The organism is Mucilaginibacter lutimaris, from assembly GCF_042676625.1.
Taxonomy (GTDB): Bacteria; Bacteroidota; Bacteroidia; order Sphingobacteriales; family Sphingobacteriaceae; genus Mucilaginibacter; species Mucilaginibacter lutimaris.
Map to the genome: position 1 here is coordinate 648,693 of NZ_JBHTIA010000003.1, position 20,158 is coordinate 668,850.

The following is a 20,158-nucleotide window of genomic DNA, read 5'->3' on the forward strand; positions in this document are numbered from 1 at the left end:
GGCTTTTTTGTTATAGGGATAAATCACGCATATTTGCAGCACGTTTACACTAAGAAAATTTATAGCATTGGATCTGTTTAAAAAGATAAATCAGAATATGGGCGGCCCTATCGGGCAGCACCAGAAGTGGTCGCATGGCTACTTCTCATACCCGCGTTTAGAGGGAGAGATAGCTCCCCACATGATATTCAACGGCAAAAAACACCTGGTTTGGAGCCTTAATAATTACCTTGGCTTAGCAAACCACCCCGAAGTGCGCCAAGCCGATGCGCAGGCTGCTACCGATTATGGTATGGCTTACCCAATGGGCGCCAGGATGATGTCGGGCAATACCATACATCACGAGGAACTGGAGAATAGCCTTGCCGAATTTGTGGGCAAACCAGCCGCCTACCTGCTTAATTATGGCTACCAGGGAATGGTATCTATTATAGATGCGTTAGTAGACCGTAAAGACGTTATTGTTTACGATGCCGAGTCGCACGCCTGTATCATAGATGGTGTACGCTTGCACATAGGCAAACGCTTTGTTTACAAGCATAATGATATTGATAGCTTTGAAAAGCAGTTGGAGCATGCTCAACGCGTAGTTGAGCAAACCGGCGGTGGCATCCTGGTTATAACGGAAGGCGTTTTCGGCATGTCGGGTGCGCAGGGTAAACTGAAAGAGATCATTGAATTAAAAGAAAAATATACGTTCCGCCTGTTGGTGGATGACGCGCATGGCTTTGGCACCATGGGTATCAAAGGCTCGGGCACGCATGAAGCGCAGGGTTGCGTGGACGGGGTTGACCTTTACTTCGGCACTTTTGCCAAATCTATGGCGGGCATTGGCGCTTTTATAGCTGCCGATACAGAGATCATCAATTACCTCCGCTATAACATGCGCTCTCAAACCTTCGCCAAGGCCCTGCCTATTCCAATGGTATTAGGCCTCAAGAAACGTTTTGAACTGCTAAGATCAAACCCGCAATTGCGCGAAAAGCTTTGGACGGTTGCACGCGCCCTGCAAAACGGCTTAGTTGCCCAGGGCTTTGATATTGGCGTTACCAATAGTATGGTTACACCTGTATTTTTAAAAGGTGACCTTACCGAAGCAACAAGCTTAACAACCGAATTGCGCGAGAAGCACGGTATATTTTGTTCTATAGTAGTATACCCGGTTATCCCTAAGGGGTTAATTATGCTTAGGTTGATACCAACAGCCCTACATACGTTAGAGGATGTACAGCAAACGCTGGATGCGTTTAATGCGGTATCAGCCAGGTTAATGGAGGGGCACTATAAAATGGTTGCGGCTTAGGTTTCAAACTTATTAATTAAGCCCTGCATTTGATGCGGGGCTTTTTGTTTATAGTTTAGCCCTGATGCCTAATGTTGGGTAGGCCTGCGTTTTATCCTCGGTTGTGAGGATATGATAGTAAACATTAAGTTTGGTGCCGAATGAGACGGTTTTGTTGATCTTGTACCAAAACTGGGGTTCGGCAAAAAACAGGAAACGTTTTCCATGAAGGGTTTTTGTAAAATCATCCCCATGGTTTTTATTTTCGGTACCGAAGGAAAAATCTCCGGCGAACTCGGCCTTGTAGGTCATTAATCCTTTATAAAAATAAAAGGTGTACCAAAAATCGTTGCTTGGTTTTTTGTAGGCAACATATTTGTAATTTAAAACGCTGCTGAAGTAAGCGTCGCCGATTTTAAACGGATAACTTATACCCGCCTGGTAAGCGTTTTGGATATAATAACTATACTGTTTGGGTTCGGTAACACCCAGTCCACCGCTGTATTGGAGGTTGATAAAGATCTTTGGCCGCCAAAACCTTACTTCCTGCGAAACCTGCATATAATATTTGCCAATATTGGCCTTATCGCCCAGCATGTCGGCCTGTAATTTTAAAAAGAAGGCACCCGGCTTTACAGAGGTCTTCCCGGTGTCTAACTGCTTAAAATATTCAAATTGCACGGTTGTGAAATTTTTAGTGTTGTTTTTTCGATCGATTGTGTGCCGTGCATCGTAATGCAGCTGTAGTGTTTGCGCTGCGAGCTGATGACACAAAAAAGTTATTAACAGAAAAGGAATGCGTTTCATTTGTTAAGATTTGGCCTGGCATAATTGCGAATACAAAAATCTTATGACAGCATCAAATGAAGCGGTAAGGGAACGGAAACGTAACGGAATTGTATATTTGGGTAATGGAAACGCCTGATATTACCGTATTTGTTAATTTGTACCGCGAGGCGTACCAAAGGTGCTTTAACCAACCATTAACAGCACCTATCACAGAAACGGAAAGCAAGCTATTTTATCAGCATATATTTGAAAGTACTGGGCTAACGGTAGGATGGCGGAGCCTGAAAAATTATTCGTTTTTCGTTTTTGATCATACCCGTAACGAGAATCCGTCCATAGCTTCAATGGATACCCTTGCCCGATATGTGCTTAAAGCGCCTTACACAAGTGAGATATCCCGGAAGAACGATGAAGCACATCATCCTTACTGGTACATGTACCGTAATAAACTATTGGTACAAACTGCTGCAACTAAGCCCGTGGTAAGCAACAGGAGCTGGCTTTTACCGGCTGTATTTTTGTTGGTAATTGTTTGCGGCGTAATAATATTTGTTCCTCATCAAGGTAAAGTAACGATCAACGAAAACTTCCACGACCTTAGTGAAAGTTATCTTAATGAGGCCGGTTGGAAAGTGCTTGACAAAGACAATATTTATTGGGCTAAAAGAAATCAGTCGCCGGGCAGTCTTACCTTATTTACGCTGCAGGGTGATAATTGGCCGGATGGCAATATAAGTTCCGAAATAAAAAATCTGCTAACACGCCCATTGCCGGATGACTGCTTTACCGCCGAGTTGCAAATGCAGAGTTTTGTACCTATGGCAGAGTGGCAGCAGGCCGGGTTATTATTATTAGCAGACACAACTTTAAATGGCCCGAGTATAAGGGTATCATTGGCTTATAACGATATGTTCGGCGGTTACAATAAGCCGAAAGAAGTGTTGGTGCAGGCAATCGCCTCGCCCGGTCATAATGCAAAGCCTGAAGAATTTGCTCATTGGCCCGTAATGGCTTTGGATAGCATTGATAGCCCGGGAATGGCTTCAAACCTAAGATACACTGCCCTACGTATAGAGCGAAACGATAAGACGTACAGGTTCTTGTATGCGGGCGGTGCAGCATCTAATGGCGCATTTAAAGAAATCGCCGTAAAAAAAATTGGCTTTATACCACGTTACGTAGCTATTTTCGCTATTAAAGGCAGGATGAAGGCTACCAGGGTAAGTCCTGTTATAGTTAAAAATTTCAATCTGCAAACGTTTGTTTGCGAATAACTAAGTTGATTTTCAATTATATAAGTTATGCTTTGTTATAATTGAAATATAAATGAGTAATCTTTATTCGGGATATAAAGAATTGCCTAAATAATTTGCATTTTGATAATTGCGGCTTATGGCAGACAACCGAAATGGGCTTGTTTTGACCTCGTTTTCGCTAAAAATGTGGAAAAAAACCACTTTAAAGCCACTATTTTTACATGGCAAAAGTTTTTTATTATTAAAAAACACTTTAGATTAGCTCAATAAACAATAAACCTCAAAAATTAAAGGAGTAGTCACAATGAAAAAATTTACTGAAGTAAAAGAGCTGGTTGCATCATTAGAAGCTGATGCCGACAAATTTTATAACAAAGGTAACAGCGCTGCTGGTACCCGTGTACGTAAGGGTATGCAAGACCTTAAAAACTTAGCGCAGGCTATTCGTCTTGAAGTTCAGGAAGCGAAAAACAAAGCGTAATTAAATAGTCGATAGGTTAATTTACTTTAAGCAAAAAATCCGGGTAGTTTTGGCTACCCGGATTTTTATGTTTATAGTTTCCAATGCGTTCATTGCTACGCTCGAAATGACGTACTTTCGATTCGATGGTCTCACTTCACCACGCCTAACTGCACTTTTATTCTTTCTTCGGTATCGGCACCAACATTAACCAACGGCAAGCGCAAAGTATCGCCGCAAACACCAAGCTGTTTCAAAGCCGATTTTACACCGGCAGGGCTGCCTTCGGCAAACATCAGGCGGGTAAATTCTATTATGCTATAGTGCGATGGCAGTGCACCCTTAAAATCACCGGCAAGGCATTTTCTTATCATGTTGCTAAATTCCCTTGGTAGCGCGTTGCCAACAACAGATATTACACCTACAGCACCCATAGCTATCATCTGCAGGCTTATAGGGTCATCGCCCGATATGACCAGGAAGTCCTCCGGCTTGTCGCGGAACAACTGGTTCAGCAATTCAAAATTACCCGAGGCTTCCTTTATACCAATAATGTTCTTAAAATCCTTAGCCAGCCTAACGGTAGTTTCGGCACTTACCGATGTACCGGTACGGCTTGGCACGTTGTATAATATTATTGGCAGGGGGGCAGCCTCGGCAATTGCCTTATAGTGCTGGTAAATCCCTGCCTGCGTTGGTTTATTATAATGCGGGCTTGCCGATAGTATGGCATCGTAGCCGGTTGTATCGAAAGCTTTAATTTCGGCAACAACATCTAATGTGTTGTTACCTGCAATACCAGCAACTAATAACACACGTTTATTCACGGCCTTGGCGGTAAAGGCGAAAACCTGCTTCTTCTCCTCTTTACCCAATGTGGCGCTCTCGCCGGTTGTACCAAGTGACACGAGGTATTCTACCCCGCCGTCAATCAGGTGGTCTATCAGCTTTTGTAAAGCATCATAGTCCACCTGCCCATTTGCCTGAAAAGGAGTTACCATCGCAACCCCCGTTCCGTGAAATTTGTTCATGTGCTTGAAATGTTATAAGGCCGCTAAGATAGTAAAATGTGGTTTAATGTGCGGATATGCAGATATGCAAATGTGCAGATGATTGTCTGAACCGGGATTCATGGGACAATTTCGATTGATGGGATTTTATTATCGTAGCGATGAGTTTAAAACTCGTCGCCATTTTGTCTGAACCCGAATTTATCGAATTAAAGATTTTTTAAATTTAAATTATAGCCTGACGAACAGAACGCCTACGTCCTAATGCGGCCTTGCAATAAGCGGAAACACCGTACCTGCCAAAGCACAGTCTTTCGTAGCTTATTGGACAGCCGCGTGTTTTTTCTTTGGTTCGTTTCTTTTTTGCGACAAAAAAGAAATGAACATTCACAGGCGATTAATAAAGCAAACCCATTCCTAACGAAGAATTGATCGCCGACTTGTATTATCTAATAAGATTTCTCGTCGCTGCGCTTCCCTCAAAGGGACAGCCGTTTAAAGGCTATGTTTTAGATTATCCCATGCAACACCCCACCAGCTTCACCCATTTTATCCACTAATTTTTCCACGTCCGGGTCGCGTTCCAATACCGGGGCATGGTGTGGTTTGATACGGGCATCTATTATGAGCGGGCCGTTACAGCCCCAATGTTTGTGTTCGGTAAAGCTGTTGATGCCATAAATATCGTGGCTTGGGTTGCTGCGGGTAAAGGTTACCCATACAAAGTTGTTGAGGTTTTGCGCGGTGAAAGCCGCATCGTCACATAAAACCATCAACGGTAAACCTGTCAACTGGGCTTCGGCGAAATGTTCCTGCAATATCTCCAGCATCAAGGGCATATCGCTGGTGCGGATGTTCTTTGGTACTTCTACAGCCAATACGCCCGGCATTACCATTTTATAGTTGGAAAAAGGGCGCGGCAGGGTAAAGGTTGAGGGCAACTCGTTCCATAGTTCGCGTTTAATATCGCCTGCCACGGTAATAGCTACTTTACTACCGCTGTTTAGGCCTTCGCCGCTGTAATCGAGCGTGTCAATAGTAGTGCGGGTATGGAAATGCAGGTCGCGGGTTAGGTCTATGCGTTGCAGGATGTGTTTCAGGAACGCGCCTATATCGTTGACGTCTAAAGCAGGGTTGTCCTCTTTAGCAGCTATAAATAAGTATTTAGCAAGGCTTAATTGCCCTTTACCTAAAATATGATTGGCAATTGTGATGAGTTCCGCAGGGTGGCGTTCTTTTACATAAGGAGTATAGCGTTCGCTGCCAATGGCAAATAAAAGCGGGTGTACACCGGCCGCGTCAACCGCGTTAACAGCATGCAGGCCGGGGATTTCTTTAGGCAAAGCATTGCCTGTTATCTCGTGGATTAATGCCCCAAAACTGGTATCCTCCTGCGGCGGACGGCCAACCACCGTGAACGACCATATCGCGTCTTTTTTGTGATAAACGTTATGTACCTTCATCAGCGGGAAGGGGTGGGCAAGGCTGTAATATCCCAGGTGATCGCCAAAGGGGCCTTCCGGTTTATTTTCCATTGGCATTACGGTGCCGGTTATCACAAAGTCGGCATCGGCAGAAATACAGAAACCTTCGGCATCGTAAAAATACCTGAATCTGCGGTTACCCAATGCACCGGCAAAGGTCATTTCGCTTAAACCTTCGGGCAGGGGCATAACAGCGGCAACCGGGTGCGCAGGCGGGCCACCTACAAATATGCTCACCTTTAATGGTTGGCCTTTTGCATTGGCCTTGGTTTGGTGTACGCCAATACCACGGTGCAACTGGTAGTGCAAACCTATCTCTTTATCCTGCACATAATCGTTACCGCCTAATTGAATGCGGTACATACCCAGGTTGGCATTCATAATGCCTGGCATATCGGCATCCTCGGTATAAACCTGTGGCATAGTTACAAAGGGGCCGCCATCCTTAGGCCAGTTTACTATTTGGGGTATCTCGCTTATAGTTGTTTTCCCGAAACTTATGGGAGCATCCTTACGCACTTTCATGGGCAGAGCCGATAGTGCTGTTAAAGCTGTATTAGCATATTTAAAAGGATGCTTAATGGCCTTTATCGGGTCGTTTTTAATATCCACCAATGTTTTGATCTTATCAAGCGTATCCCTAAAAATAAACCGCGACCTATCCAGCGTACCAAATAAATTTGACACCGCGGGGAATTTGCTCCCTTTTACATTCTCGAACAATATGGCCGGGCCTTCGTGCTCAAAAACACGCAGGTGTATGGCAGCCATTTGCAGGTAAGGGTCAACCTCTTCCTTAATGCGGATGAGGTGGCCGTTCTTTTCAAGGTCGGTAATGCAAGCATGTAAACTATTGTATCCCATTTGGCCTCAAAGATATTATACATTTAATGTTTTAACGATATTTAGCTTATGAAACCGCTTATAGTTTTGCTGGCCGTGTTTGGCGTAAGTAGCGCGGCTACATTTATTGCCGGCCACCCACCCGATTATTATTTCTGCGGAAGGCTGGCTATGGGTGTGATGCTCATTTTCGCGGCTACGGCGCATTTTAAATTTACCAATGGAATGGTATTGATGGTGCCGGGCTTTATCCCTTACAAAAAAGCGATAGTACATATTACCGGCTATGTGGAGATACTGGCAGCAATAGGCATGCTGGTGAAAACCATACGCCAACCTGTAGCCTGGTTTGTAATTGTATTTTTAGTGCTGCTTTTGCCTGCCAATATCTACGCCGCTCAAAATAAGGTGAACCTGGAGAAACCGGATATATGCGGCAATGGCTTAAACTACCTTTGGTTCAGGGTGCCGCTGCAATTGTTTTTTATTGCCTGGGTTTACTTTTTTGGGGTGATGCATTAGCCGCTTAAAAAAAGTAAGACGATAGATTTACTTCCTTTTAATCATTAAAAAAGTTATATTACTTTTGGCTGTTAATTATACCAGCCTCTATGTCGGTACTTGTTTTTACCATAATTATACTTGTCGGCGCGTATTTCGCGGGCTTGCTGGGTTCGCTTACCGGCCTTGGCGGGGGCGTAGTTATTATACCGTTACTTACGCTTGTGCTGGGTGTTGATATTTATTATGCCATCGGTGCCTCATTGGTATCCGTTATAGCAACTTCATCGGGCTCGGCAGCAGCTTATGTAAAAGAGGGTATCACTAATATTCGGCTGGGTATGTTCTTAGAAATTGCCACAACTATAGGCGCCTTGTTCGGCGCTTTAATAGCCGTTTATATCCCGGTGCAATATATTGCTATATTATTTGGGGTGATACTCATTTTTTCGGCATTGATGTCGCTTCGTAAAAAAGCGGAGAACATATTAACCGAGCCGACCTACCTGGCCGCCAAACTGAAGCTCTATGGCAGTTATCCCGATGGTAATGGTGTACAGGTGAATTATGGTGTTACCCGTGTAAGCGGCGGCTTTTTTATGATGCTTTTCGCGGGTACTATTTCGGGGCTATTGGGTATTGGTTCGGGCGCGTTAAAGGTACTGGCTATGGATACCATTATGCGCATTCCCTTTAAGGTATCAACCACCACCAGTAATTTTATGATAGGGGTAACCGCCGCGGCCAGCGCGGTTGTTTACCTGCAACGTGGATATATCGACCCGGGTATTGCCATGCCGGTGGTTATAGGCGTTCTCTTCGGTGCTATAACGGGGTCAAAGATACTTGTCCACACTAAATCATCGCGCTGGTTACGTTGGGTGTTTGCCATAGTAGTAACCTTTTTGGCCAGCCAAATGATCTATAACGGGATAACGGGGAAAATATAGTGAGTGGCGAATAGAGAATGGTAAGCAGTTTTAATTTTTATATTTACCTTTTATCCCAAGTTTAACAACCATTCATTAATAAGCTATTCACTACTCACCAATCCATGAAACGCCTTTTTAGCAATCTCACCTTTCAGGTTATTATTGCCATAATATTGGGCATTGTGATTGGCTTATACTTCAAAAGTTTCGCGCCAACGGCGCAAATGATTAGCAAGATCTTCATCAGCCTAATAACGATGCTGATAGCACCCATCATTTTCTTCACCATTGTGCTGGGCATTGCCGGCATGAGCGATATGAAAAAGGTTGGCCGCGTTGGAGGGAAGGCTCTTCTTTACTTTGAATTGGTTACTACAACGGCGCTGATTATTGGCGTGGCGGTAGCTAATATCATTAAGCCGGGCGCAAATTTCATCAACAACCACGTTAAGGTTGATGCCGCCAAGCTTGCTGCCTATGAAAAGGCCGGCAGCGAAATGAAATGGGGCGATTTTATAACCCATATTGTGCCAACCAATGCCTTCGAGGCTTTTGCCAAAGGAGATATTTTACAGGTGCTATTCTTTGCCATCCTGTTTGGTTTTGGGCTAAGCCGGATGGGCGAAACCGGGAAGTCTGTTATTGTCACTTTTGATAAGCTTTCTAAAGTGTTCTTTAATATGATGAAAGTGGTGATGAAGGTGGCGCCGATCGGCGCGTTTGGGGGAATGGCTTATACCATCAGTACTTACGGGTTGGCTACGCTTAAACCACTGGCTTTGCTGATGGGGTCGGTTTACCTTACCATGTTCCTGTTCATATTTGTGATACTCAATATTATTTGTTATGTGTTTAAGTTTAGTTTATGGCAATATTTAAAGCATATCAAAGAAGAGATATTGATCGTACTGGGGACGTCATCATCAGAATCGGCCCTGCCGGGAATGATGGAAAAGCTGGAGAAATTTGGTTGCTCTAAATCGGTAGTGGGTTTGGTGATCCCCGCAGGATACTCTTTTAATTTAGATGGTACTACCATATACCTGTCTATGTCGGTTATATTTTTGGCGCAGGTGTTTAAGATAGATCTTTCTATTGAGCAACAACTCAGCATTATCGGCATCCTCATGATCACCTCAAAGGGCGCGGCAGGCGTAACCGGCAGTGGTTTTATTGTGCTTACCTCAACTCTGGCCGCTATCAAAATTATCCCTGTAGAAGGCGTGGCAATACTTTTAGGCGTAGACCGCTTTATGAGCGAAGCACGCGCCATCACTAATATAATAGGCAATGGGGTGGCTACTATTGTAATAGCCAAGAGTGAGGGGGAGTTTGTTAAGCAATTAAGTGACTAAGTATTCATCAGAACTTCAAATTAAAAAGGCCGGATAAACATCCGGCCTTTTTAATTATTTGCATATTATATTTAGTTTTTTGGTATAGTCGGGGTTTAAGGGCTCATTGGTTTGAGCAAGGCGCTGAGCACCCACGTTAGCCGGGCAGGCAATACCGTTAGGGCCGTCATAAACCAGATCGGGCTTGGTGCTAATAAGTTCTTTTGGAACGTACACCTGTACCCTGGTAACAGAATAGCTGCTTGGGGAATAACGGACATAATAACCATCCGGGTGCAAAGACCATATGCCCGATGGTACATCAGGGTCTGGTTGTGGTGCCAGGCCGGCCAGTATCGCATATCTTTCCATTTCTTCGTACGATGAATTACCCGATGCCGCCAATCTACGGATGTTGTTTTCAGCCTCAAAAACCGCCTGTACGGCTGGTGGTAACTGGCCTTTGGCTTTATCCATAAGGTTTGCAGGTAATACGCCCAACGCGCCACCCTCCAGCATAAGCAGTTCCTGGGTTGTAAGCAAAGTTGTTGCCGTTAGCTTAATATCTGCGCCCATATCTACAAACCGTGTGCGTGCAATAATTGCCCAAAGCAATACCTGTATATCGTGCTGTCTAACATTTGGGTGTGTTTCGGCGCTTTTAAGTATCCGTATTACAACCGCGCTTTTGGGGCCTAGGACAGGGGCGAGCATGTAGCCATCGCCTTTGCTTGGGCCACGGGTGCCGGCATGCAAACAATAGCTTTTACAGGTCATCTCAAAAAAACCGGCACAGAGCTTAAAGCCGCCCGCAAGTGCCTTTGGCAGCAGGTATAACGGCTGCGGTTGTTGCCCTTCTAAAAAGGATGGAGGTTTTGAACCGGTTTTGTTTACATCGTTAAAGCTGGTGGTAATGGCCTGGGGCTGTTTTAGTATTTTGTTCAGTCCGCCGCCTGATGCCATTTCGGCGCCTTTATCAAATAGTTTCTTGCCCAGGCCGCCAAACTGGGCGTTTGCATAAGGAGAAAAAAGCACGCACAGAGCTATGCTTAACACGAAGTATTTGTATGTTTTCATAAGTGAGGTAGTAATGTGCCGCTAAACTAACCAAAAGATGTTAAGTAAAGGTTACAGTTTACATACAGCATTTTATTTGCGGTATATGAAATGTTGGCAAGCCACGAGTATTTAGGCGCGCGACATATGTAAGTAAAAATGCTGTTGGTTACAAAATATAATTTGACTTTAAAGGCAATAACTTTAGATTTGCCATACAAAAACTAAAAAGCCGATGAGCGTTCTCGTAAACAAAGATTCTAAAGTTATAGTACAGGGTTTTACCGGTAAAGAAGGTACTTACCATGCTGAGCAAATGATTGCTTATGGTACACAGTTAGTTGGTGGTGTTACACCTGGTAAAGGTGGCCAAAGCCATTTAGACAGACCTGTTTTTAATACTGTTAAAGATGCGGTTGACCAAACAGGTGCCGATGTATCTATCATTTTTGTTCCGCCTGCTTTTGGTGCAGATGCTATTATGGAAGCTGCCGAAGCCGGTATTAAAGTGATTGTATGTATAACCGAAGGTATCCCTACAAAGGATATGATTGAGGTTAAAGAATACCTGGCTGATAAAGACAGCCGCCTGATTGGCCCTAACTGCCCGGGTATTATCACTGCCGACGAAAGCAAAATTGGTATTATGCCTGGGTTTATCTTTAAAAAGGGTAACGTTGGTGTGGTTTCAAAATCGGGTACGCTTACTTACGAGGCGGTTGACCAGGTTGTTAAAGCCGGTTTAGGTATCACCACCGCTATTGGCATTGGTGGCGACCCAATTATTGGTACCCCAACCAAAGAAGCTGTTGAATTGTTAATGAACGATCCGGATACCCACGGTATCATCATGATTGGTGAGATTGGTGGTGGTATGGAAGCTGACGCTGCCCGTTGGATAAAAGAGAACGGTACTAAACCGGTTGTTGGTTTCATCGCTGGTCAGACCGCGCCTCCGGGACGCCGTATGGGCCACGCGGGTGCAATTGTTGGCGGTGCCGACGATACTGCTGCCGCTAAAATGAAGATCATGCGCGAGTGTGGTATCCGTGTAGTAGAATCTCCCGCTGAAATTGGCGCTGCCATGGCAGAGGAGTTAGCGAAAGTGAAATAGAATCAAGACGTAAAAATCAAGATTCAAGATATAGGAAATCCCGGTCATGTTTTGGCCGGGATTTTTTGATTAGGGGGGCTGAACTTTATAGGAAAAAAGATGTTTAAGTAGAAACTAATCACTATGAAATTAAAATCATTACTACTTATTCTTTGTTTTTCTGTCGTGTTGTTTGGCTGTAAAAAGGATGAATCTCCTGAAGATAGATTAGCCGACGCTAAAAGTCAAATCATCGGTACCTGGGCTGTACAAAGCACAACTATTACTTATTACGATGCTTCGGGTAAGGTGATTGATACCGACAACTCCGATTCGAACAAAGGCGAAACCTTTCAGTTTATCAATAGCACAAGTCTTAAAGCCTCGGGATCTTCGGATGATACCTACGCATACAATATGACCAACGTTAATAACAAGATAATGTTAAACGTGGCAAATCAGTCGTTTGAGGTTGTGTTTAACGGCTCAAGCACTATGACCTGGACTGTTGAGGAAATGGATAACGGTGGCACCGACTATGCAAAAGCTGTTACAGTAATTCAGTTTAAGAAAATTTAACTTAAAAATTTAGTTAAGGATCCCGGTCAGTTTGACCGGGATTTTTTGTTAGGCCTTGGTTAAGATGTAAGCTATTTAACAGAGCGATAACTAAGAAATATCATCCGGTTCAACCGCTCACCCTAATGCTTGTCAAACCCATGTAAACATCTATCCCACAAACAAAATCTGTCCCCAAATTGTCGTATATTTATATAGAAGGAAGAAATAATATATACTGATTTGTAATTTTTGAAACAGTGCTATAATAGGTGTAATCTTTCTCAAAATCATTTAATCATAATCAATAACATGGCATATAATCAATTAACACCCGAAGAAGAATATATCATACTGCATAAAGGTACCGAGCGCCCGTTTACCGGTGCGCTGCTGGATAACAAGGCTGAGGGCGTTTACGTTTGTAAGCGTTGCGATACGCCGCTCTACACTTCCGAATCTAAATTTGAATCACACTGTGGCTGGCCAAGCTTTGATGATGAGATACCCGGCGCCGTAAGGCGCGAGACCGATGCTGACGGCCGCCGTACCGAAATTTTGTGCGCCAATTGTGGAGCCCATTTGGGGCACGTTTTTGAGGGGGAGTACCTTACGCCCAAAAATACAAGGCATTGTGTAAACTCTCTTTCTATGAAATTTGTTCCTGTTGACGAATTGAAAAAATAAGTCAATACGGCAGGTTGTAAAACCCACTAAAGTAAGATCTCCGTCCAATTTTTTTGGCGGAGATCTTTTGTTTTCCACATGTGGTTTTGTTAAATAATCAGTCACCCAATGTTAAATTTTCGGCGCGCTAAAATGCCCTTTTTAAGGCCTTTTAGCTTAGGTATTCTGTTGAGTTTAAGGGCCGTTGATAACGTGTTTATATCCTGCAAGTTTTTATGATTTTTTATTTTCTAATTGATAATAGCCAGTCTTATTGTCTTGTAAAGCGTTGTTTGTTAGCCGCTTAATTTTTTTGTCATCCCATAATAATATTGTGTTGTCAAATTGTTTTGTGGACAACTTATAGGTGATGTTAAAAACTTAGACTAACATTAAATAGCATGTTGACCTATCTTTGAATTAGAAGTTCTTTTAACGCTATCTATGTCGCAGGTGTTTCTATCGCGGCAGAAAAGAAAAGACCATGATAACACATGGGCTAATGTGCTACTAAAATTAGTTTAGAAACGATTAGTGAGGGGTAAAAGGTGAGTAAAATAAATGCGGAAAATAAGTTTTTCGCCGTTAGTAAAAATACTCGCATGGTATACCTGTCTGCTGTCGGCCCGGTACATAAGCAACAAGATAAGGTTAAACAGGCAACGAATTTTAATACATAATATATAAGGACCGTTAGACATGGCAGAGGAAACAGAATTACTATTAAAGGAAAACAAAGATCGCTTTGTGATCCTCCCAATTAAATACCCCGCTATTTGGGAAATGTATAAAAAGGCCGAAGCCAGTTTTTGGACAGCTGAGGAGATTGACCTGTCTGACGATATGAAGCACTGGGAAGCGCTTAACGATGGAGAGCGTCATTTTATTTCGCACATCCTGGCATTCTTTGCAGCAAGCGACGGTATTGTTAATGAGAACCTGGCTATCAATTTCATGAGCGAGGTGCAGTTACCCGAGGCGCGTTGCTTCTACGGCTTTCAGATCATGATGGAGAATATCCACTCAGAAACTTACGCGCTTTTAATTGATACATATATTAAAGACCCTGCCGAAAAGGACCGCCTCTTCCACGCTATTGATACCGTACCATGTGTAGGTAAAAAAGCGGAGTGGGCGCTGCGCTGGATAAACAACGGAACTTTTGCAGAGCGTTTGGTAGCATTCGCGGCGGTAGAGGGTATTTTCTTTAGCGGTAGTTTCTGCTCTATCTTTTGGTTAAAAAAACGCGGCTTAATGCCGGGCTTAACCTTTAGTAATGAGCTGATCTCTCGCGATGAAGGTTCGCACTGCGAGTTTGCTTGTTTGCTTTATGGTATGCTTAAAAATAAGCTGTCTACCGAAGCGGTTACAAAAATCATTACCGATGCGGTGGAGATTGAAAAAGAGTTTGTGAATGATGCATTGCCGGTAAGCCTCATAGGCATGAATGCCAAAATGATGAGCCAGTACATTGAGTTTGTTGCCGACAGATGGTTATCTGAACTGGGTTACCCTAAAGTTTATAATGCAACAAATCCGTTTGATTTTATGGAGATGATAAGCCTGCAGGGTAAAACCAACTTTTTTGAAAAACGCGTTGGCGATTACCAAAAAAGCGGCGTAATGAACAGCACTGCAGAGAGCAAAGCATTCTCGTTAGACGAGGATTTCTAAACGGTGATTAGAGGTTGGAGATTAGGAAGAAAAATCAAATCAGTGTAATCATCCCCAAATCGGTGAAATCAAATAGAAAACAATAACTAATTAACTAAATAAAATAAGCCCCTGTCGGGTTGGCAGGGAATAAGGAGGTGGCAAAATGTTCGTAGTAAAAAGAGACGGAAGAAAAGAGTCGGTTAAATTCGACAAGATCACAGCACGTATCGAAAAACTGTGCTATGGGTTTAACCTGGTTGACCCAATTGACGTGGCAAAAAAAGTAATTGAAGGTTTGTTTGATGGTGTTACCACCTCCGAACTGGATAACCTTGCAGCCGAGACGGCAGCATCGTTAACCACCAAACACCCTGATTACGCTTTACTTGCCTCGCGTATAGCGGTATCTAACCTGCATAAAAACACCACCAAGTCGTTCTCTGAAACCATGAAACGTATGTATGAATACGTTGACAAAAAAACCGGTAAAAATGCCGCTTTACTGGCCGATGATGTTTACGCTATCATCCGTGATAATGCCGACATCCTGGATAGCAGCATCATTTACGACCGCGACTTCGGTTTCGATTACTTTGGTTTTAAAACCCTGGAAAAATCGTACCTGCTAAAAATAGATGGTAAAATTGCCGAGCGCCCGCAGCACCTGTTTATGCGTGTATCGGTTGGTATCCATAAAGAAGATATTGAAAGCGCCATCAAAACATACCACCTGATGAGCGAGCGATGGTTTACCCACGCTACACCAACCCTTTTCAATGCCGGTACACCAAAACCTCAAATGTCGTCGTGCTTCTTGTTAACTATGAAAGACGACAGCATCGAGGGTATCTACGATACACTAAAACAAACTGCAAAAATTTCGCAAAGCGCGGGTGGTATTGGCCTAAGCATCCACAACGTAAGGGCTACAGGCTCGTACATCAGCGGTACAAACGGTACCAGCAACGGTATTATCCCGATGCTGAAAGTATTTAACGATACCGCGCGTTATGTAGACCAGGGCGGTGGCAAGCGTAAAGGTGCCTTTGCTATCTATTTAGAGCCATGGCATGCAGATATATTCGAGTTTCTTGACCTGCGCAAAAACCATGGTAAAGAAGAAATGCGCGCACGCGATCTTTTCTACGCCCTTTGGGTATCTGACCTGTTTATGCGCCGTGTAGAAGCTAATGAGGAATGGACATTGTTCTGTCCGCACGAAGCACCGGGCCTAGCAGACTGCCACGGTAAAGAGTTTGAAGAACTTTACGAGCGTTACGAAAAAGAAGGCCGCGGCCGTAAAACCATTAAAGCGCAGGAGCTTTGGTTTGCAGTGCTTGATGCACAGGTTGAAACCGGTACGCCATACTTATTATACAAGGATGCTGCTAACTTAAAATCTAACCAGCAAAACCTGGGTACTATAAAAAGCTCGAATCTTTGTACCGAGATAATGGAGTACACTTCTGATAAAGAAGTTGCGGTTTGTAACCTTGCTTCATTAGCATTGCCACGCTTTGTTATCAACGGCGAATTTGACCATGCTAAATTGTATGAAGTAACCTACCAGGCTACTTTGAACCTGAACAAGATCATTGATAATAACTATTACCCGGTTGCCGAAGCCGAGTACTCTAACCTGCGCCACCGCCCAATTGGTTTAGGCGTGCAGGGCTTGGCCGATGCCTTTATCCTGTTGCGTTTACCATTCGAAAGCGATGAGGCAAAACAACTGAACAAAGAGATTTTCGAGACCATTTACTTTGCTGCCATGACAGCTTCTAAAGACCTGGCTATAAAAGACGGACCTTACGAAACCTTTAAAGGCTCGCCTTTATCAGAGGGTAAGTTCCAGTTCGATCTTTGGGATGTTAAACCCGCCAGCACCCGTTGGGATTGGGATAACCTGCGTCTTGATGTAATGAACCATGGTGTGCGTAACTCACTGTTAGTAGCGCCAATGCCAACCGCATCAACTTCGCAAATATTGGGTAACAACGAATGTTTTGAACCATATACCTCAAATATTTACACCCGCCGTGTGTTAAGTGGCGAGTTTATTATTGTGAACAAACACCTGCTGCGCGATCTGGTAAACCTTGGTATCTGGAATACTTCAATGAAAGACAGGATCATTACCGCCAACGGTTCTATTCAGGACATTGCCGAGATACCTCAGGATATTAAGGATATCTACAAAACCGTATGGGAAATTAAGATGCGTAACATTATAGATATGGCTGCCGATAGGGGCGCTTACATCTGCCAGTCGCAATCGTTAAACCTGTTCATTAACGCGCCAAATGCCTCTAAACTTACTTCAATGCACTTCTACGCATGGAAGAAAGGCTTAAAAACAGGTATGTACTACCTGCGTACACAAGCAGCATCGCAAGCGGTTAAATTTACAGTTGAGAACCAGGGTGGTGGTAAAAACATGGAAGCCGTTATACCCGAAGTGGTATCTAACAGCAACCAGGAAGAAATGCCGGCCGGCCCGTCTTGCTCAATGGAAGAGGGTTGTGTTACCTGTTCTGCATAATTAGCCTAATACATCATATAAGTTATAATTAGTCGGAAAGTCAGAAGTTCCGCGCAAGTCCGAAAGTTGAAGATGTTTTACCATCTTTGCTTTCGGACTTTTTAATTAAACAAAACCACTTCCCGGACTTTGGGTCTTCACCAACTTTCGCGACTTATAAAACAATGCTCACCTCACCCAAACACGAAATACTTCACTGCGACCGCTGCAGCGCGCCATTTGAGTGCAAGGCTAACGCCTACACCAAGTGCCAGTGCAGTACCGTACAGCTAAGCATCAACGAAGTACAGTATGTAAGCGAGCTATATGATGGATGCCTTTGTGCCAACTGCCTGCTGGAATTGCAGAAGGAATATAAGGAGAGTTTGTAAAGAAACCTGCGGTAAGTATTATCGTTAAAAGTTACACGTTGACAAGGTCAAGAATAAAATATATCTAAAAACAGTATATGCCTGAATAAATGGATTGCTATCATAACTGTGGTTAATATCATTAATGACTTTACCCGTGACAGCTTGTTAGATGACAGATTTTTATAAGCCAATAAACAATAGATTATATAAAGAATAACCAGCGGTGATATCGTATACAGTTGAGCTGTTATTGAATGGTACTTTTCATCAGAACTCGCACCTTCTCCAAATGACATCCACCATATAAAATGTTTACAAAATTTATTAAGCAATAAAGAGCTACAGACAATATTAAACCAATTGATAGATACAAATATTGAGTTTTAGCCATCAATATTTGCTTTAACGTGATATTAGATTGAAAGCTTTGCATCTTTTGTATGTAAAATTTGTTTTCTACATTAAAAAGTCGGCCACCGTTTCCCAGTTCGCATCTTCCTTTATTTCATATGCGAATTGGCGGGTAACATCTTTCTTGCCTACTTCGGCCTTTAAAAACTCATTAACTTTTTCCGGCTCATCCAGGTAAATATAAATATCCAAAAAGCTATCATTATAGAGGTGCCCAACGTAAAGAGTGGTAGAAAGCTTACGGATATTGTTTATGAGGTAATCTTCATATTTATTTGCAATGTCTGATTCTGCCTTAACAGGTAAACCATTTTCGGTAACATTTTTCAAATCTAATGCCATATTTATTTTAAGGCACCAGGGGTAGCTTTCCTTTAAACTATAATTCTTATAAGCCATGTTAAAGGAGCCTACGGCCGCTTTACCACTACCTAATTTTGCCTTTACAACGGTGAACTTTTCGGGCAGTGCTCCTGCGTTTTTGGTAAACTGTGCATTACAACTTATTAAACACAACATTAAAAGCGAGGTAATAGATAACTTCATAGTTTAGTAATGTGCCTGACATTGTATGTTATTTAAAGCCCTGTTAATTGCAGGTTGGATATACCATAAACCTAAAGGGAAAAACCAAAAACATAAAAAAATCTTTAGTGAATGGCTTATTCCCACAAGCCTACCCTCTGTCACCGATTCGAGCATCCTTGCTGTAAAGCTTAAAAAGTAGAACGCTGAAACTATGTACGGAACTAAGATTATCAGTAAAAAAATTATATAATCAAACGGATCCAGATTTAAATAATTGAAAATTACAGCTATAAAAGATGTAATTAAATTCACGCAATAACTTATTTTAAAATAAGTTAAATTGGGTTTTAGTTGCTTAGGAAGCAATGAACGAATTGTTATGCCAATTTCATACACCCATGAAAAATAAAACAGGCAACCAAGTAACAGGGTTGCACCGCCAATAATTCCGCTTAATGGAAGCGCAAAAGGTAGACATATACATAAAAAAAGTTGCCAGGATTTTAAACGTAATAGAAATTGCATGAGATTGACTTTTACACTAAGATAGAGAAAATATAACTTTTTTAGGGGCTATGAAAATCTCCGTGATCTTGGTGTTTCCTCTTCGTGTCCTCTGTGGTAAAAACTGGCAAATACTTTGCTACGGTTAAGACAAACCAATACATACTACCATGGCAAAATATTCGGAAAAGGCAAGTGAAAAGGTTGAGGAGACCATGCACGAGATGAAAGAAGGGAAGTTAAAAAGCGGCAGCGGTAAAAAAGTTACCAGTAAAAAGCAAGCTGTAGCTATAGGGTTATCTGAAGCACGTAAAGAAGGCGCTAAAGTGCCCAAGAAAAAGAAAGACTAACAGGTAGTGTGCCGCCAAATCGGGGCATTATTGGAATGAAAATTCGCTGTTGATCCAGTTTTCTAAACGGTTTTCTTTAGTAAGCTGTATTAGCCGTTCTACGTCGTTGTCGCGCTTATGTGAGGGTTCGGTGGTGTATTTATCCATTAGAGCTTTCAGCGCTACTAAATTAGCCTGCGTTTTATCAAAATCGCCTTTATGTTGAATGGCGTATTTAGAAAACTGCGACATGTATATGAACCCCAACTGTGGATTAGTGTCTGATAGGTCCATGATGGCCTGCTTTAACTCTATAACCACATCCGGCGTCCCTTCCGACCATTTTAGGATAAATTGGGTAGCCTTTTCTGTTTTTACGGGTTCGGTACCCCAGGCGGTATGCATGAGCCAATCGGCTGTTTTAATAACGTCTGGTTCGTATTTGGTATAATCTTCGGGCTTGTTAAAATGATAATCTTTAGGCACTTCATAAGTTTGCGCCCATCCATTCGCATAAAATGCAAAGGATAAAATACACATTATGAAAAACTTTTTCATTTGGCTAAATATG

Annotated in this window: 19 protein-coding genes; 13 read left to right on the forward strand and 6 right to left on the reverse strand. The window is 42.8% G+C overall.

Translation table 11 applies throughout. From position 1 onward, the window contains the following. The first annotated feature begins 67 nt into the window (after positions 1-67). The gene (locus ACFQZI_RS03735) at positions 68-1,303 is read left to right on the forward strand and encodes an aminotransferase class I/II-fold pyridoxal phosphate-dependent enzyme (RefSeq protein WP_377138586.1); all 1,236 of its coding nucleotides are present in this window, start codon (positions 68-70) and stop codon (positions 1,301-1,303) included. Between the two features lie 48 nt (positions 1,304-1,351). Here the strand turns inward: ACFQZI_RS03735 and ACFQZI_RS03740 are convergent, their stop codons facing one another. Beyond that, on the reverse strand, positions 1,352-2,089 hold the full coding sequence (locus ACFQZI_RS03740) for a DUF5020 family protein (RefSeq protein ID WP_377138589.1): 738 nt from the start codon (positions 2,087-2,089) through the stop codon (positions 1,352-1,354). Between the two features lie 104 nt (positions 2,090-2,193). On the opposite strand from ACFQZI_RS03740, the gene ACFQZI_RS03745 reads away from it, so the two are divergent. Then, complete coding sequence (locus ACFQZI_RS03745) at positions 2,194-3,345, forward strand: hypothetical protein (protein WP_377138592.1); 1,152 nt, start codon at positions 2,194-2,196, stop codon at positions 3,343-3,345. 286 nt (positions 3,346-3,631) lie between these two features. Beyond that, positions 3,632-3,808 carry a histone H1 gene (locus ACFQZI_RS03750; protein WP_096354567.1) on the forward strand — a complete coding sequence of 59 codons (177 nt, stop codon included), beginning with the start codon at positions 3,632-3,634 and terminating at the stop codon, positions 3,806-3,808. A 131-nt stretch (positions 3,809-3,939) separates the two neighbouring features. On the opposite strand, the gene dapA is transcribed toward ACFQZI_RS03750, so the two are convergent. Both dapA and ACFQZI_RS03760 read right to left on the reverse strand, forming a co-directional pair. Beyond that, positions 3,940-4,818, reverse strand: coding sequence for a 4-hydroxy-tetrahydrodipicolinate synthase (gene dapA / locus ACFQZI_RS03755; protein ID WP_377138596.1), 879 nt, complete (start codon positions 4,816-4,818; stop codon positions 3,940-3,942). Between the two features lie 488 nt (positions 4,819-5,306). Beyond that, a complete protein-coding gene (locus tag ACFQZI_RS03760; protein ID WP_377138599.1) occupies positions 5,307-7,145 on the reverse strand; it encodes a UbiD family decarboxylase in 1,839 nt (612 codons plus the stop codon). Between the two features lie 48 nt (positions 7,146-7,193). Between ACFQZI_RS03760 and ACFQZI_RS03765 the strand changes: the two genes are divergently transcribed. The 3 genes from ACFQZI_RS03765 (at position 7,194) to dctA (ending at position 9,912) form a co-directional block, all read left to right on the forward strand. After that, a complete protein-coding gene (locus ACFQZI_RS03765) occupies positions 7,194-7,646 on the forward strand; it encodes a DoxX family protein (RefSeq protein WP_377138602.1) in 453 nt (150 codons plus the stop codon). A gap of 89 nt (positions 7,647-7,735) precedes the next feature. Further along, on the forward strand, positions 7,736-8,575 hold the full coding sequence (locus tag ACFQZI_RS03770; protein WP_377138605.1) for a sulfite exporter TauE/SafE family protein: 840 nt from the start codon (positions 7,736-7,738) through the stop codon (positions 8,573-8,575). 104 nt (positions 8,576-8,679) lie between these two features. Next, positions 8,680-9,912: a C4-dicarboxylate transporter DctA gene (gene dctA / locus ACFQZI_RS03775; protein WP_377138608.1), complete on the forward strand. Its 1,233-nt coding sequence runs from the start codon at positions 8,680-8,682 to the stop codon at positions 9,910-9,912. A 54-nt stretch (positions 9,913-9,966) separates the two neighbouring features. Here the strand turns inward: dctA and ACFQZI_RS03780 are convergent, their stop codons facing one another. Continuing rightward, a complete protein-coding gene (locus ACFQZI_RS03780; RefSeq protein WP_377138610.1) occupies positions 9,967-10,968 on the reverse strand; it encodes a hypothetical protein in 1,002 nt (333 codons plus the stop codon). Positions 10,969-11,182: 214 nt separating this feature from the next. Here ACFQZI_RS03780 and sucD point away from each other — a divergent pair, with 214 nt between their 5' ends. The 6 genes from sucD to ACFQZI_RS03810 all read left to right on the forward strand — a co-directional run bounded on the left by sucD (position 11,183) and on the right by ACFQZI_RS03810 (position 17,833). After that, on the forward strand, positions 11,183-12,061 hold the full coding sequence (gene sucD, locus ACFQZI_RS03785; RefSeq protein WP_377138613.1) for a succinate--CoA ligase subunit alpha: 879 nt from the start codon (positions 11,183-11,185) through the stop codon (positions 12,059-12,061). Between the two features lie 123 nt (positions 12,062-12,184). Next, a complete protein-coding gene (locus ACFQZI_RS03790) occupies positions 12,185-12,619 on the forward strand; it encodes a hypothetical protein (RefSeq protein WP_377138616.1) in 435 nt (144 codons plus the stop codon). A gap of 291 nt (positions 12,620-12,910) precedes the next feature. Next, positions 12,911-13,285 (forward strand): methionine-R-sulfoxide reductase, encoded by a 375-nt coding sequence (locus ACFQZI_RS03795; protein WP_377138618.1) that lies wholly within the window; start codon positions 12,911-12,913, stop codon positions 13,283-13,285. Positions 13,286-13,963: 678 nt separating this feature from the next. Further along, on the forward strand, positions 13,964-14,938 hold the full coding sequence (locus tag ACFQZI_RS03800) for a ribonucleoside-diphosphate reductase small subunit (RefSeq protein WP_377138621.1): 975 nt from the start codon (positions 13,964-13,966) through the stop codon (positions 14,936-14,938). Between the two features lie 145 nt (positions 14,939-15,083). After that, complete coding sequence (locus ACFQZI_RS03805) at positions 15,084-17,462, forward strand: ribonucleoside-diphosphate reductase subunit alpha (protein ID WP_377138624.1); 2,379 nt, start codon at positions 15,084-15,086, stop codon at positions 17,460-17,462. Positions 17,463-17,626: 164 nt separating this feature from the next. Beyond that, on the forward strand, positions 17,627-17,833 hold the full coding sequence (locus ACFQZI_RS03810; protein ID WP_377138626.1) for a cysteine-rich CWC family protein: 207 nt from the start codon (positions 17,627-17,629) through the stop codon (positions 17,831-17,833). A 438-nt stretch (positions 17,834-18,271) separates the two neighbouring features. On the opposite strand, the gene ACFQZI_RS03815 is transcribed toward ACFQZI_RS03810, so the two are convergent. Continuing rightward, on the reverse strand, positions 18,272-18,772 hold the full coding sequence (locus ACFQZI_RS03815; RefSeq protein ID WP_377138629.1) for a DUF695 domain-containing protein: 501 nt from the start codon (positions 18,770-18,772) through the stop codon (positions 18,272-18,274). Between the two features lie 656 nt (positions 18,773-19,428). Here ACFQZI_RS03815 and ACFQZI_RS03820 point away from each other — a divergent pair. Beyond that, the gene (locus ACFQZI_RS03820; protein WP_377138631.1) at positions 19,429-19,608 is read left to right on the forward strand and encodes a DUF6496 domain-containing protein; all 180 of its coding nucleotides are present in this window, start codon (positions 19,429-19,431) and stop codon (positions 19,606-19,608) included. A gap of 27 nt (positions 19,609-19,635) precedes the next feature. Here ACFQZI_RS03820 and ACFQZI_RS03825 read toward each other — a convergent pair whose 3' ends face one another. Beyond that, a complete protein-coding gene (locus tag ACFQZI_RS03825; RefSeq protein WP_377138633.1) occupies positions 19,636-20,145 on the reverse strand; it encodes a hypothetical protein in 510 nt (169 codons plus the stop codon). Positions 20,146-20,158 lie beyond the last annotated feature (13 nt).